The 12,436-nt window shown below is 64.0% G+C and carries 14 protein-coding genes; 8 read left to right on the top strand and 6 right to left on the bottom strand.

Annotated features, from left to right (window positions below; genetic code table 11):
- The first annotated feature begins 21 nt into the window (after positions 1–21).
- Positions 22–666, top strand: a complete 645-nt coding sequence (gene nth, locus ACTHL0_RS15090) for an endonuclease III (protein ID WP_440567619.1) — start codon at positions 22–24, stop codon at positions 664–666.
- 159 nt (positions 667–825) lie between these two features.
- Here the strand turns inward: nth and ACTHL0_RS15085 are convergent, their stop codons facing one another.
- A complete protein-coding gene (locus tag ACTHL0_RS15085; RefSeq protein ID WP_440567618.1) occupies positions 826–1,758 on the bottom strand; it encodes a DMT family transporter in 933 nt (310 codons plus the stop codon).
- Positions 1,759–1,889: 131 nt separating this feature from the next.
- Here ACTHL0_RS15085 and ACTHL0_RS15080 point away from each other — a divergent pair, with 131 nt between their 5' ends.
- Together ACTHL0_RS15080 and ACTHL0_RS15075 are read left to right on the top strand one after the other, a co-directional pair.
- On the top strand, positions 1,890–2,111 hold the full coding sequence (locus tag ACTHL0_RS15080; RefSeq protein ID WP_440567617.1) for a hypothetical protein: 222 nt from the start codon (positions 1,890–1,892) through the stop codon (positions 2,109–2,111).
- A 96-nt stretch (positions 2,112–2,207) separates the two neighbouring features.
- Positions 2,208–2,639 carry a DUF1841 family protein gene (locus ACTHL0_RS15075; RefSeq protein ID WP_440567616.1) on the top strand — a complete coding sequence of 144 codons (432 nt, stop codon included), beginning with the start codon at positions 2,208–2,210 and terminating at the stop codon, positions 2,637–2,639.
- A 217-nt stretch (positions 2,640–2,856) separates the two neighbouring features.
- Here the strand turns inward: ACTHL0_RS15075 and ACTHL0_RS15070 are convergent, their stop codons facing one another.
- Together ACTHL0_RS15070 and ACTHL0_RS15065 are read right to left on the bottom strand one after the other, a co-directional pair.
- A complete protein-coding gene (locus ACTHL0_RS15070; protein ID WP_440567615.1) occupies positions 2,857–3,237 on the bottom strand; it encodes a c-type cytochrome in 381 nt (126 codons plus the stop codon).
- Between the two features lie 60 nt (positions 3,238–3,297).
- Positions 3,298–3,666 carry a c-type cytochrome gene (locus ACTHL0_RS15065; RefSeq protein WP_440567614.1) on the bottom strand — a complete coding sequence of 123 codons (369 nt, stop codon included), beginning with the start codon at positions 3,664–3,666 and terminating at the stop codon, positions 3,298–3,300.
- Between the two features lie 259 nt (positions 3,667–3,925).
- On the opposite strand from ACTHL0_RS15065, the gene ACTHL0_RS15060 reads away from it, so the two are divergent.
- The 5 genes from ACTHL0_RS15060 to ACTHL0_RS15040 all read left to right on the top strand — a co-directional run bounded on the left by ACTHL0_RS15060 (position 3,926) and on the right by ACTHL0_RS15040 (position 8,825).
- Positions 3,926–4,768 carry an AAA family ATPase gene (locus ACTHL0_RS15060; protein ID WP_440567613.1) on the top strand — a complete coding sequence of 281 codons (843 nt, stop codon included), beginning with the start codon at positions 3,926–3,928 and terminating at the stop codon, positions 4,766–4,768.
- A gap of 51 nt (positions 4,769–4,819) precedes the next feature.
- Entirely contained in the window at positions 4,820–5,995 is a 1,176-nt protein-coding gene (locus ACTHL0_RS15055) for a vWA domain-containing protein (protein ID WP_440567612.1), read from the top strand.
- 45 nt (positions 5,996–6,040) lie between these two features.
- On the top strand, positions 6,041–7,264 hold the full coding sequence (locus ACTHL0_RS15050; protein WP_440567611.1) for a benzoate/H(+) symporter BenE family transporter: 1,224 nt from the start codon (positions 6,041–6,043) through the stop codon (positions 7,262–7,264).
- A gap of 155 nt (positions 7,265–7,419) precedes the next feature.
- Positions 7,420–8,373 carry a transaldolase gene (gene tal / locus ACTHL0_RS15045; protein ID WP_440567610.1) on the top strand — a complete coding sequence of 318 codons (954 nt, stop codon included), beginning with the start codon at positions 7,420–7,422 and terminating at the stop codon, positions 8,371–8,373.
- Between the two features lie 32 nt (positions 8,374–8,405).
- On the top strand, positions 8,406–8,825 hold the full coding sequence (locus ACTHL0_RS15040; protein ID WP_440567632.1) for a VOC family protein: 420 nt from the start codon (positions 8,406–8,408) through the stop codon (positions 8,823–8,825).
- Positions 8,826–8,956: 131 nt separating this feature from the next.
- Here ACTHL0_RS15040 and ACTHL0_RS15035 read toward each other — a convergent pair whose 3' ends face one another.
- From ACTHL0_RS15035 to ACTHL0_RS15025, 3 genes are all read right to left on the bottom strand, one after another.
- A complete protein-coding gene (locus tag ACTHL0_RS15035) occupies positions 8,957–10,153 on the bottom strand; it encodes an FUSC family protein (RefSeq protein ID WP_440567609.1) in 1,197 nt (398 codons plus the stop codon).
- A gap of 90 nt (positions 10,154–10,243) precedes the next feature.
- Positions 10,244–11,794 carry a monocarboxylate uptake permease MctP gene (gene mctP / locus ACTHL0_RS15030; RefSeq protein ID WP_440567608.1) on the bottom strand — a complete coding sequence of 517 codons (1,551 nt, stop codon included), beginning with the start codon at positions 11,792–11,794 and terminating at the stop codon, positions 10,244–10,246.
- On the bottom strand, positions 11,791–12,039 hold the full coding sequence (locus tag ACTHL0_RS15025; protein WP_440567607.1) for a DUF3311 domain-containing protein: 249 nt from the start codon (positions 12,037–12,039) through the stop codon (positions 11,791–11,793). The genes mctP and ACTHL0_RS15025 overlap by 4 nt, the downstream gene beginning before the upstream one ends.
- Positions 12,040–12,436: the final 397 nt, after the last annotated feature.

Below are 12,436 nucleotides of genomic sequence, written 5' to 3'. Positions count from 1 at the left end.
CACCGCCCGCCCGAGCGCCGCATGAACGCACAAAAACGACGCGCCATCTACGAGACGCTGCGCAGCCTCAATCCGCATCCCACGACCGAGCTCGAGTATCAAACGCCGTTCGAGTTGCTGATTGCCGTGATGTTGTCGGCACAGGCGACGGACGTGTCGGTCAACAAGGCCACGCGCAAGATGTTTCCGGTGGCGAACACGCCGCAAACGCTGCTTGCGCTCGGCGAAGCGGGCGTGACCGACTACATCAAGACGATCGGGCTGTACCGGACCAAGGCGAAGAACGTCATCGCCATCTGCCGCATCTTGCTCGAACAGTATGGCGGCGAAGTGCCGGCCGAGCGCGAAGCGCTCGAAAGCCTGCCCGGCGTCGGCCGCAAAACGGCCAATGTCGTCCTCAACACGGCATTCGGGCAGCCGACGATCGCCGTCGACACGCATATTTTCCGCGTGGCGAACCGGACGGGACTCGCGCCCGGCAAGGATGTGCGCGCCGTCGAAGCCGCGCTCGAAAAGTTCACGCCGCCCGAGTTTCGCCACGATGCGCACCATTGGCTCATCTTGCATGGCCGCTATGTTTGCAAGGCGCGCCGGCCCGAATGCTGGCATTGCACGATCGAGCCGCTGTGCGAATTCAGGCCGAAAACACCACCGCCCGAACTCTGATTGATATCCGGACCGGTTCCGCCGCTTCCGGCCCAACCCGGCCTACTTCGATCCGCAATCGATCCCGCACGGCGCGCGCTGCGTCTCTGGGTGAGGACGGGGCCTCGCGCGTACCGCGTAGCGTGTACCGAAGGTTGGAACCTGTAGCCGGGTGCCGATCTAAAGGCTGGCTTCGAGCGAGACGGCCTCGTCCCGCGGGCCGCCCCCGGCGCGCACGAGCCACAGCACCGCGGCGAGCACGGCCGCGCCGCCGCACCACTGCAACGCCGATAAGCGCTCGCCGAGCAAGACCGCCGCGAGCAACACCGTGACGACGGGCTCGAGCGTCGAAAGCATCGACGTGCGTGCCGCACCGAGCCGCGTCAGGCCGGCGAAGAACGCGAGCATGGCGGTGACCGTCGAGACGAGCGCGATGGCGACAAGGGCCGCCCATGCAAGCGGCGTGGCAGGCAGATGCGGCGGCGCGCCGGCAAGCGTGCGGACGATCGATCCGCAGCAGAACACACCGGCCGCCGACAAACAGACGACAGCCGTAGTGGCCAGCGGATCGACCCCGCGGGTCACGCGCGCGCCGGCCACGATGTACAGCGAATAGACCACGGCCGCGGCCAGCGCGAGCGCGATGCCGAGCGGATCGCCGTGCCCGCCGCCCACCATCAGCGCGGAGCCGCCGAGGCACAGCACGAGCGCGGCGGCTTTCACGCGCGTCAATCGTTCACCAAGCCAGAGCGCCGCCAGCAGCGTGACGAAGGCGGGATACAGATAGAGCAGCAGCGCGACGAGGCTGGCTTGCGCGTGCTGTAGCGCGATGAAATAACACAGCGATTGGCCGACATAGCCGAGCGCGCCCATTGCCACGATGCCCGCGAGTGCCCGGCCGCGCGGCCAGATCACGCCTCGGTGGTGCGCAACGGCGGCCAGCACTGCGCCGCCGATGAGAAAGCGCAGCGTGAGCAGCCCGAGCACATCGGTGCCGCCGGCATAGGCGTAGCGGCCAAAGATCGCCATCGCGCCGAATGCACTGGCGGACAATGCCACGAGCAACGCGCCGCGCACTGTCTCGGCGCGGGAATGAGTGTCAGGAGCAGGCATCGGGAAAGGTCGAAGTCGCTGTTGTAGCCGTGGATGAGTCGTTGATGTCGCCGGCTGTTTAGTGGGTGCTCCACCGCTGCTTGCCGCTAAGCGGTGCATCCGCTAGCGGCCGCGCTCGGCGAACAACCCGAGTGCGGCAGCCTGCCAAGCCCTCGTGGATTCTACCCGCGCGTGGGGAACGGGGCTTCGGCTTCGGCTTCGGCTTCGGCTTCGGCTTCGGCTTCGGCTTCGGCTTCGGCTTCGGCGTCGCACCGCACCGCACCGCACCGCACCGCACCGCACCGCACCGCACCGCACCGCACCACACCACACCGCACCGCACCGCACGGCACTGCACGGCACGGCCAGCGTAAAATGCCGCATCGGCCGTCCGCGGCAGGCGCGAAAGCGCCGCGCGAGGCGCCCGCACCATTGCATTGAGCCCTTGAACCGAAAGATCGATCCCTACGATGTTCAACCCGAGCCGCGACGAAGTCCGACGCTTTTTCATCGATACCTGGCGCAAGCAGCGCGCGGGCGACATTCTCACGCCGCTCGAAGCGATCGCCGCCGATTGGATCGTCGAGCACCCCGAATACCACGCCGAACTCGCCGACGAGGCAACGGCCTCGGCCGATTATTCGCCTGAGGCCGGACGCACGAACCCGTTCCTGCATCTGTCGATGCATCTCGCGATCAGCGAACAGCTTTCGATCGATCAGCCCCCGGGCATTCGGGCGGCCCATGAGCGGCTTGCCGCGCGCCTCGGTTCGACGCACGAGGCGCAGCACGCAATCATGGATTGCCTCGGAGAAACGATCTGGGAAGCGCAGCGCACCAATACGCCGCCCGACACGGACGCCTATCTCGCTCGCATCGAGCGCCGCGCATCGCGGGATTGATCGAGGCAGCTCACGTGCCACCTCGATCGCGCATGCCGCGCGTGCCGCATTTGCCGGCCCTGCGACACGTTGTCGCACGTTGATCAAACGCAACAAATCCGCAACCAATCGGCAACAAAAAACCCGCCAAAGCGGGTTTTTGCGTTCAAGCGCGGGGGGGGATTTCGCGCTTGAGAAAGTCGTAGCCGCAGCCAGGCGCGGCCCGACGCGTGCGTCCTTACTTCTTGTCGACCAGATCGCCCGGCAGCGATTCGAGGTACGCGCCGATATCCTTCATGTCGCTCAGCGACAAGCTCTGCACCTGCGCCTGCATGATTGCGTTGCTGCGGCCGAAATCCGGGTTGCCCGTGCCCGTCTGGTACGCGCGCAGCGCCCAGTAGATGTAATCGGCGTGCTGCCCGGCCAACTTCGGGTAGTCGCCGCTGACGGGCTTGGTGAAGGTGGCCCCGTGGCAAGCCGCGCAGTTATGCGATTCGACGAGCGCCTTGCCGTTGTCGACGCTGGCCGCATGGGCCGTACCGATCGCGCCCACGGCCGCAACGAGCGCTGCCCCTGCAGCCTTGGCGACGAAGCGCAGTGCCTGATCAGGCTTGTTCATGAATTCTCCTATCCCGCGAAATGAGGTAGCTGAAAGCGGCCGTCGAGGCCGTCGAGACGGTCACTTGTCGGGATTGTTCGGCGACGATGCCGTTTGCGACGCGTAGTACGCAGCGATATCGGCGATGTCCTGATCCGACAGCGAGGACGCGACCGCGCGCATCGTCCCGAAGTGGCGATCGCCCTTCTTGTACTCGTGCAGCGCGTTTTCGAGGTATTGCTGATTCTGGCCGCCGAGCTTCGGCACGCGATAGACCTCGGGGAACGCCGTCCGGTACTCGGGAATGCCGTGGCAACCGATACACATCGCGACCTTGCCCTGGCCCGCCTTGGCGTTGCCGACGACATCGGCCGCCTGCGCGCTCACCGCAAACCCCGCAAGCGCGGCGAGCGCTGCGGTCACGACATGTTTGCCGACGAAAGAGTTCATAGGTTCTAACCTGGCTTGAGGGGAAACGAGCGCCCGCTAAAAGCCTGCGGGCAAATGGCGCTGCGCCGTTCTTGTTGTCGAAATCGCAACGAGCGGCCAAAAAAATCGCGGCAATTGTACCGCGCCGCTCGGCTGGGCGTCCACCCGGCAGAGCCCGGCCGTTTGCTTCACGCAAGCGGTCCGACACGATAAAGCCGCGCGGCCGAGTCGGCCAGCCCTTCTGACTTATACTGGGTTTTTTTCGAACGAGCAGACTGCCATGCGCTTCGAAGGTTCGTCGCAGTACGTCGCCACCGACGATCTCAAACTCGCCGTCAACGCCGCGATGACGCTCAAGCGTCCGCTGTTGATCAAGGGCGAGCCGGGCACGGGCAAAACGATGCTCGCCGAGGAAGTCGCGGCCTCGCTCGGCATGCCGCTCTATCAGTGGCACATCAAATCGACCACGAAAGCGCAGCAGGGCCTGTACGAGTACGACGCCGTCTCGCGCCTGCGCGATTCCCAGCTCGGCGAGGCCCGCGTCAAGGACATCGCGAACTACATCGTCAAGGGCGTGCTCTGGCAGGCCTTCGAATCGGATGTCCCGGCCGTGCTGCTTATCGACGAAATCGACAAGGCCGATATCGAATTTCCGAACGATCTGCTGCGCGAGCTCGACCGCATGGAATTCCATGTCTACGAGACGCGCGAGGTCGTGCGCGCCCGGCATCGGCCGCTCGTCGTCATCACGTCGAACAACGAAAAAGAGCTGCCCGATGCGTTCCTGCGCCGCTGCTTCTTCCACTACATCCAATTCCCGGATCCATCGACGATGCAGCGTATCGTCGATGTCCACTACCCGAACATCCGCGAGGAACTGCTGCGCGCGGCGCTGGCAAGCTTCTACGACTTGCGCGGCGTTTCGGGGTTGAAGAAGAAGCCGTCCACCTCGGAACTGCTCGACTGGCTCAAGCTGCTGCTTGCCGAAGATATCCCGGCTGAAGCGCTGCATTCGCCCGATCAGAAGCAGATCGTGCCGCCGCTCGCCGGCGCGCTGCTGAAGAACGAGCAGGACCTGAGCCTCTTCGAACGCCTGGTCTACATGAATCGCCACAACCGCTAACCCCCGGCCCGTGCGGCGCCGCCCGGCCACCGCGCATACAGAGACATCGGCATGCTGATCGACTTTTTCTATACGCTGCGTGCGGCTCAGTTGCCGGTGTCGGTCAAGGAATATCTGACACTCGTTGAAGCGTTGCGCGAGCGCGTCATCGCCCCCTCGCTCGACGATTTCTACTATCTCGCGCGCCTCACGCTGATCAAGGACGAACGCTACTTCGACAAGTTCGATCAAGCGTTCGGCGCCTACTTCCGCGGCGTACAGCAACTGACCGACGAAGCCTTCGAGCTGCCGCTCGACTGGCTCGAGCAGCGCTTGCGCCGCCAGCTGACAGACGAGGAAAAAGCGCAGATCGAGGCGATGGGCGGGCTCGACAAGCTGATGGAGCGGCTCAAGGAACTGTTCGACGAGCAAAAGGAACGCCACGAAGGCGGCAGCAAGTGGATCGGCACGGGCGGCACCTCGCCGTTCGGCAATGGCGGCTACAACCCGGAAGGCGTTCGTATCGGCGGGAAATCGGCCGGCAATCGAACGGCCGTCAAAGTCTGGGAGGCCCGCGCCTACCGCGATTACGACGATCAGGTCGAAATCGGCACGCGCAACATCAAAGTCGCGCTGCGGCGGCTGCGCCGCTTCGCGCGCGAAGGCGCGGCCGAAGAGCTCGACTTGCCCGACACGATCCGCAGCACCGCGGCCAACGCGGGCTGGCTCGACCTGAAGATGGTGCCCGAGCGGCACAACACGGTAAAGGTGCTGATGCTGCTCGACGTGGGCGGCTCGATGGACGATCACATCATGCGCACCGAAGAGCTGTTCTCGGCCGCGAAGGCCGAATTCAAGCACCTCGAGTTTTATTACTTCCACAATTGCGTCTACGATCATCTTTGGAAGAACAACCGGCGCCGTCACGTCGAACGGATGCCGACGTGGGACTTGCTGCACAAGTACACGCCCGACTACAAGCTCATCGTCGTCGGCGACGCGACGATGAGCCCCTATGAAGTGTTGCAGGCCGGCGGCTCCGTCGAATACAACAACCCCGAGGCCGGAGCCGTATGGCTGCGCCGCCTCGCCGATCGCTTCCCGCATCACGCCTGGCTCAATCCCGAACCGGAAGGATTGTGGGAATATCGCCAGTCGGTGTCGATCATCCGTCAATTGCTCGGCGAGCGTATGTATCCGTTGACGCTCGCCGGACTCGAAACGGCGATACGCAAACTCAGCAAATAACGCTCGCTTAGGCCGCCCGCGGCGCTCGAAACCTGTTTTAACCCGATGACCTCCCCTTCCACACCCGATTTGTCCGGCTCGACCCCGCTGCGCCGCGCGCTCCTTCAACCGCTCGCCGATACCTCGCTGCATGCGATCGTCGCGGGCTTCGTCGCCATGATGACCGGCTATACGAGCTCGCTCGTACTCGTGTTCCAAGCCGGACGCGCCGCTCAGCTCTCCGATGCGCAGGTCTCCTCGTGGATCTGGGCGCTGTCGATCGGGATGGCGTTCTCGACGATCTTGCTGTCGCTGCGCTTTCGTACACCCGTGGTGGTCGCCTATTCGACGCCCGGCGCCGCCCTGCTGATTGCCGCGCTGCCCCATGTGCCGTACGCGGATGCAATCGGCGCCTACATCGTCTGCGCTGTCTTGATCACCGCCGTCGGGCTGACCGGTTGGTTCGACGCCCTGATGAAGCGTGTGCCGGCCGGCATTGCATCGGCCCTGCTCGCCGGCATCCTGTTCGAGATCGGCATCGAGATCTTTCACGCGGCGCAATACCAGACCACGCTCGTGCTGACGATGTTCTTCGTCTATCTGTTCATGAAACGCCTCTTGCCGCGCTATGCGATCTTGACGACACTCGTTGTCGGCTCGGCAGTCGCCACCGCGCTCGGGCTCATCGATTTCAGCCGCTTGCATGTCGCGCTCGCGCATCCTGTCTTCACGATGCCGCACTTCTCTCTATCCGCCGCCGTCAGCCTCGGCGTGCCGCTGTTCGTGGTCGCGATGGCGTCGCAGAACATGCCCGGGCTCGCGGTACTGCGCGCCGACGGCTATCAAACGCCGTCCACACCGCTTATCTCGACAACAGGCGTCGCCTCGTTGCTGCTGGCGCCGTTCGGCTCGCACGGCATCACGCTCGCTGCCATCACCGCCGCGATCTGCACGGGCCCCGAAGCGCATGAGGACCGCCACAAGCGCTATACGGCCGCGATCTGGTGCGGATTGTTTTATCTCGTCGCCGGTATCTTCGGTGCGACGATTGCCGCCTTGTTCGCCGCGCTGCCGAAAGCGCTCGTCGTTTCGGTGGCCGCCCTCGCGCTCTTTGGCTCGATCATGAGCGGCCTGACCAACGCGATGAGCAGCGTGCGCGAGCGCGAAGCGGCCCTCGTCACGTTCATGGTGACGGCCTCCGGACTCACGCTGCTATCGATCGGCTCGGCGTTCTGGGGCCTCGTGGCGGGCGTCGTCACGCAAGTCATCCTCAATGCGCGACGTACGTAAAAACCCCTGCGTTGCCGCGTGCGTTTTCACCCGCAGTCGCGGCCTGAACGGTACGGGCCTAAAATAGTCTCATTTGCAGCGGGTCGCGCCGTTTTAGCGGTGCGACCCTCGTCCAACCCAATATCAAAGGCGCTCCGCGTCAGAGAGAATCGACCATGACTAATGCTCTCGAACAATTGAAGCAGTACACGACCGTCGTCGCGGATACGGGCGACTTCCAGCAGTTCGTACAATATAAGCCGCGTGACGCCACGACCAATCCGTCGCTGATCCTGAAGGCGGTGCAAAAAGACGCCTACAAGCCGCTGCTCGAGAAAACCGTGCGCGAGCATGCGAGCAAGCCCGCCACGGCCATCATCGATCATTTGCTGATCGCCTTCGGCTGCGAAATCCTCAAGATCATTCCCGGACGCGTGTCGACCGAAGTGGACGCGCGCCTGTCGTTCGACACCAAGCGTTCGATCGACAAAGGGCACGAACTGATCAAGCTGTACGAAGCGGCCGGTATCGAACGCGAACGGGTGCTGATCAAGCTCGCGTCCACCTGGGAAGGCGTGCGCGCGGCCGAGGTGCTGCAAAAGGAAGGCGTGAACTGCAACATGACGCTGCTGTTCTCCCCCGTGCAAGCGGCGGCCTGCGCCGAGGCGGGCGCGAAGCTGATCTCGCCGTTCGTCGGGCGCATCTACGATTGGTACAAGAAGCAAGCCGGCAGCGACTGGGACGATGCCAAGATGGGCGGCGCGAACGATCCGGGCGTGCAATCGGTGCGCCGCATCTATGCTTACTACAAGCACTTCGGCTACCAGACCGAAGTCATGGGCGCCAGCTTCCGCAACACGAGTCAAATCGTGGAGCTGGCCGGCTGCGACTTGCTGACGATCAGCCCCGAGCTGCTGCAAAAGCTGCACGACAGCGATGAGAAGGTCGAGCGCAAACTCTCGGCCGATACGGGCACGAATGAACCGATCGAGCGCATCGCCATCGACGAATCGTCGTTCCGCTTCCAGTTGAACGATGACGCCATGGCAACCGACAAGCTCGCCGAAGGGATCCGTGCGTTCGCAGCCGACGCGATCAAGCTCGAAAAGCTGATCGACGCGCTGCGCTAACGGGGCAAACCTCGCCCCAGGAGGTCACGATGATGGTGGTACAGCCTTATCTGCACTTCTACGGCCGCTGTGAAGAAGCGCTCGCGTTCTATGAGCAAGCGCTCGGGGCCGAGGTCACGTTCAAGATGCGCAACAAGGAAGCCCCCGGCGGTCATGCGGCCGAAGGGGAAGCCGGCGAGCGCATCATGCATGCGTCGTTCAAGGTCGGGCAGACCACGCTCATGGCCACCGACGGCGCACCCGACGAAACGGCCAAGCCCACCTACTCGGGCTTCAGCATCTCGGTCTCGCTCGATAGCGTGGAAAAAGGCGCGAAGATTTTCAATGCGCTGGCGCAAGGCGGCCAGGTGCGCTTCCCCTGGCAATCGACGTTCTGGGCGAAGGGATTCGGGATGGTCACCGATAAATTCGGCGTGCCGTGGATGGTCAACGTCGAAAATAAGGAGCCCTGACCGCGTGCGCAACGAAACTACCGCACCCGCTTAGCGCTTAGCTTGGGCAGGCGGATGCGCGGATGGACGGTATCCCCTCAACGCCTGCCGCCAGTGCCAGTGCATGCAGGCTGCGCTGACTGCTGCCCGGCTCACCGCTGGGCGTGCAACTGCGCACGCGCCGCGGCATCCCCTTCGATATGCCAGTGCGGTTCGGTATCGGCAAGCAACGCCCGCAGCGCGTCGATTTGCTCCCCGAACCATTGGGCGATCCAACGCGGCCCGGGCAAGGCGTCGTCCGGTACGTTCACCCGCTCCCCGCGTTCGCTCGTTGCTTCGCCGGCGGTACCGGTCCGGCCCGGCAGCGGCGCGGCCAGCCGCTGCCCCGCGCGCGATGCGGAACCGAACCGCAGCGCACGTGCCATTCTGAGCATCGCAGCCCGTTCCATATAGGCTTCGTTCCCTGCTTCCTGCAACGCCGACGGATGCATCGCCGCGCTCGTCGACATCATTTCGAGCGCGCTCAGCGTCGAACGATGCAAACGCTGGATGGCCTCCAGGCGCTTCAGCGGAATATCGACTTCCTTCGCCACCGACGGCATCAGCGAACGCAGCTTGACCAGACGGGTGTTCAGCGCGGCAAACGCCGCGACGTGCGCCTCCACGTCGAGCGGCCGGCCGCCTGCGATTCGGGCGCGAATACGCGCGCACTCGCGCAGATTGCGCGCGAGCAGATAGCGCCACGAATAGGTGGCATACAGCGGCAGTGCGAACGAAAACGCGAGTGCGACGGCGATGCCGATCATGACGTTCAGCGTCCGCCATAGCCCCGTATCGATCGTGCTGTCGCCGTGACCGGCGACGATGCAGATGGTGATGGCCGTGAGCAGCGCGATATAGCCAGCCTTGCCGATCGCGTAATACCCGCAGACACCAGCCGCGATCGCCATCAGCACATAGGTGAGCGGCATCGATCCGATCAGATGCAATTGCGCGATCAACAGCAATCCCACGACCGCGCCGAGCATCGTGCCAAGCGCTCGATCGGCCGCCTTCTTGCGGATATTGCCGTGATGCTGCAAGCCGCCGATGACGACGAGCACCGTTACCGACGCCCAGATACCGTTCGGCACGTGAATGCCCGTGGTGACCAGAATCGACACGAGCATGGCCAATCCGACGCGAATAGCATGCAGCATGCTCGCATGGCGGTACCGGTAGTACGGCGAAACGACGACGCTCGCGAGCGTCGCCGCAAGCCATCGAAGAGGACGAAAGCGATGGATCACAGGGCGATGGTCAGTTAAGCGCGGCACTGGGTCGAGTGGAGCGACGTGTGAGGCGCACATGAAAAAGGGCGGCCGTAGGCCGCCCTGGCGCTGAAGCGAAGCGTACCCGCCGCTCGCGACATCACGCAAGCGATGGGCCCTGGTTCGTCTTCAACCTTCGACTACGTCGAGATAATCCTCCGGGCGCGTGCGGTCTTCCGCATGGCTCATGCCCATCGCTCGAACCGCAATGCTGACGACGATCGCGACAACGAGATTGACGATGAGCGACCACACCGCAGCATAGCCCGGAATGGCGTAGCCCCCGAGATGGAGCGCGAAGATCGAGCTCTTGAGGCCCGTCGAGCCCGCCATCCACGTGCCCACCGCAATACCCACGGCCCAACCCGCCAGCAGGCCGCGCGAGTCGAGCTTACGCGTGTACAGGCCGAGCACGATGGCAGGCAGCGTCTGGATGATCCAGATCCCGCCGAGCAGCTGCAACTGGATCGCGTAAGTCAGCGGCAAGCCGAGAATGAAAGCGACGGCCCCTACCTTGACGATCAGCGAAACGAGCTTGGCGACGCCCGTTTCCTGCTGGTGCGACATGTTGCGGTTCACGAACTCCTTGTGGATGTTGCGCGTGTACAAGTTCGCCGCAGCGATCGACATGATGGCCGCCGGAACCAGTGCACCGATCGCGATCGCCGCGAACGCGACGCCCACGAACCACGACGGGAAGAAGTGCAGGAACAAGGCCGGCACCGCGAAGTTCGGGCCGAACGCCTTGAAGTACGGGGCGAACTCGGGCATGTCCTTCACACCGGATGCGAGCGCCATGTAGCCGAGCAGGGCGAGCAAGCCCAGCACGAGCGAATACGCCGGCAGCATCGCCATATTGCGGCGGATGCTGTTGCCCGAAGACGACGAGAGAATCGCCGTGACCGAGTGCGGGTACAGGAACAGGGCAAGTGCCGAACCGACAGCCAACGTCGCATACGCGCTATATCCGTTCATGCTGGTCACATCGGGCGCCTTCAGCAGCAGCTTCGCGGGCGGCACGACGCTGAAGATGTGACCGAAGCCGCCGAGCTGCGCCGGAATGACGATGATCGCCGCGATGATCGTGATGTAGATCAGCAAGTCCTTGACGACGGCGATCATGGCCGGCGCACGCAGGCCCGACGTGTACGTGTAGGCCGCGAGAATCGCGAAAGCGATGATCAGCGGCAGATCGCCGACGAAGCCCGTCGTATCGAAACCGAGACCGCCGATCACCACTTCGATGCCGACGAGCTGCAGGGCGATATACGGCATCGTCGCGACGATACCCGTCACGGCAACGGCCAGGGCCAGCGTCCGGCTGCCGTAGCGGGCGCTCACGAAGTCGGCCGACGTGACATACCCGTGGCGCTTGGCGACGGCCCACAGCTTCGGGAACACGACGAACGCGAACGGATAGATGAGAATCGTATAAGGCAGTGCGAAAAAGCCCGTCGCGCCGGCACCGAACACAAGCGCCGGTACGGCCACGAACGTATATGCCGTATACAAGTCCCCGCCGAGCAGGAACCACGTGACGATCGTGCCGAAGCGGCGGCCGCCCAGGCCCCACTCTTCGAGATGATTCAGATCGCCCCGGCGCCAATGCGCGGCGACGAAACCGAGGATCGTCACCCCGATGAAAAACAGGACGAATACAAATGTTGCTGTCGCGTTCATCGAGCGTCTCCGGCAGCGGCGCCCGAACTCGAACGCGGTTTGGCTTTGGTCTTGAAATAGACGAGCCCCGTGATGACGGCACTCACGAGCACCCAGAACAGCTGGTACCAGTAGAAGAACGGGAAGCCGGCCAGTTGCGGTTCGACCTTGTTGTACGACGGCACCCAGATCATCGCGATCCAAGGTACGACCAGTAGCCAGAGCCAGTGTTTCGAGGCTCGATTGGCGTCGGCATTGTGAGCCATGACGTCTCCTCTTTTACTCTTTATCACCCCGCGGAACCCCCTCTCGAGGAGGAGACCCGGATCAGCGCCGGCCCGAAACCCGCATGCGGCGAGGCTGACCGGCGTCCTTCAGCTTATTAAGCCTGCGAAGAGTATAAGAGCGCTGCCCGACTGGTCAAGCAGGACAGACCCGGGGCCAGAGCGCTCGCGCATGCCCGCCCCGCGCCCGCGCGCGCGGACGGGGCCATGCGGGCCATGGGCGAACGACTTAGATCGCGAACGCGACCGGCTTGGACGGCGATGCCTTTGCCGCGCTCGCCGCGTGGACTTCGCGCAACGCCTTCACCCAGCGTCGCGCCGGCAAGCCGAGTTGATCCTCGATCAGCTCGGCGCGACTCACGAGCGCCGCGTACGGAAT

This window comes from Trinickia sp. (genome assembly GCF_051961175.1).
Lineage (GTDB): Bacteria > Pseudomonadota > Gammaproteobacteria > Burkholderiales > Burkholderiaceae > Trinickia.
Note: the sequence above shows the minus strand (reverse complement) of the source record. Positions and strands in the feature narration are given on the sequence as shown.

What these genes read in the sequence shown, in the direction of transcription:
- ACTHL0_RS15060 (WP_440567613.1), top strand. Translation starts at nt 3,926, where the DNA reads ATGCGCTTCGAAGGTTCGTCGCAGTACGTCGCCACCGACGATCTCAAA.
- nth (WP_440567619.1), top strand. Translation starts at nt 22, where the DNA reads ATGAACGCACAAAAACGACGCGCCATCTACGAGACGCTGCGCAGCCTC.
- ACTHL0_RS15065 (WP_440567614.1), bottom strand. Translation starts at nt 3,666, where the DNA reads ATGAACTCTTTCGTCGGCAAACATGTCGTGACCGCAGCGCTCGCCGCG.
- ACTHL0_RS15055 (WP_440567612.1), top strand. Translation starts at nt 4,820, where the DNA reads ATGCTGATCGACTTTTTCTATACGCTGCGTGCGGCTCAGTTGCCGGTG.
- mctP (WP_440567608.1), bottom strand. Translation starts at nt 11,794, where the DNA reads ATGAACGCGACAGCAACATTTGTATTCGTCCTGTTTTTCATCGGGGTG.
- ACTHL0_RS15085 (WP_440567618.1), bottom strand. Translation starts at nt 1,758, where the DNA reads ATGCCTGCTCCTGACACTCATTCCCGCGCCGAGACAGTGCGCGGCGCG.
- ACTHL0_RS15040 (WP_440567632.1), top strand. Translation starts at nt 8,406, where the DNA reads ATGGTGGTACAGCCTTATCTGCACTTCTACGGCCGCTGTGAAGAAGCG.
- ACTHL0_RS15025 (WP_440567607.1), bottom strand. Translation starts at nt 12,039, where the DNA reads ATGGCTCACAATGCCGACGCCAATCGAGCCTCGAAACACTGGCTCTGG.
- ACTHL0_RS15050 (WP_440567611.1), top strand. Translation starts at nt 6,041, where the DNA reads ATGACCTCCCCTTCCACACCCGATTTGTCCGGCTCGACCCCGCTGCGC.
- tal (WP_440567610.1), top strand. Translation starts at nt 7,420, where the DNA reads ATGACTAATGCTCTCGAACAATTGAAGCAGTACACGACCGTCGTCGCG.
- ACTHL0_RS15075 (WP_440567616.1), top strand. Translation starts at nt 2,208, where the DNA reads ATGTTCAACCCGAGCCGCGACGAAGTCCGACGCTTTTTCATCGATACC.
- ACTHL0_RS15035 (WP_440567609.1), bottom strand. Translation starts at nt 10,153, where the DNA reads ATGTGCGCCTCACACGTCGCTCCACTCGACCCAGTGCCGCGCTTAACT.
- ACTHL0_RS15070 (WP_440567615.1), bottom strand. Translation starts at nt 3,237, where the DNA reads ATGAACAAGCCTGATCAGGCACTGCGCTTCGTCGCCAAGGCTGCAGGG.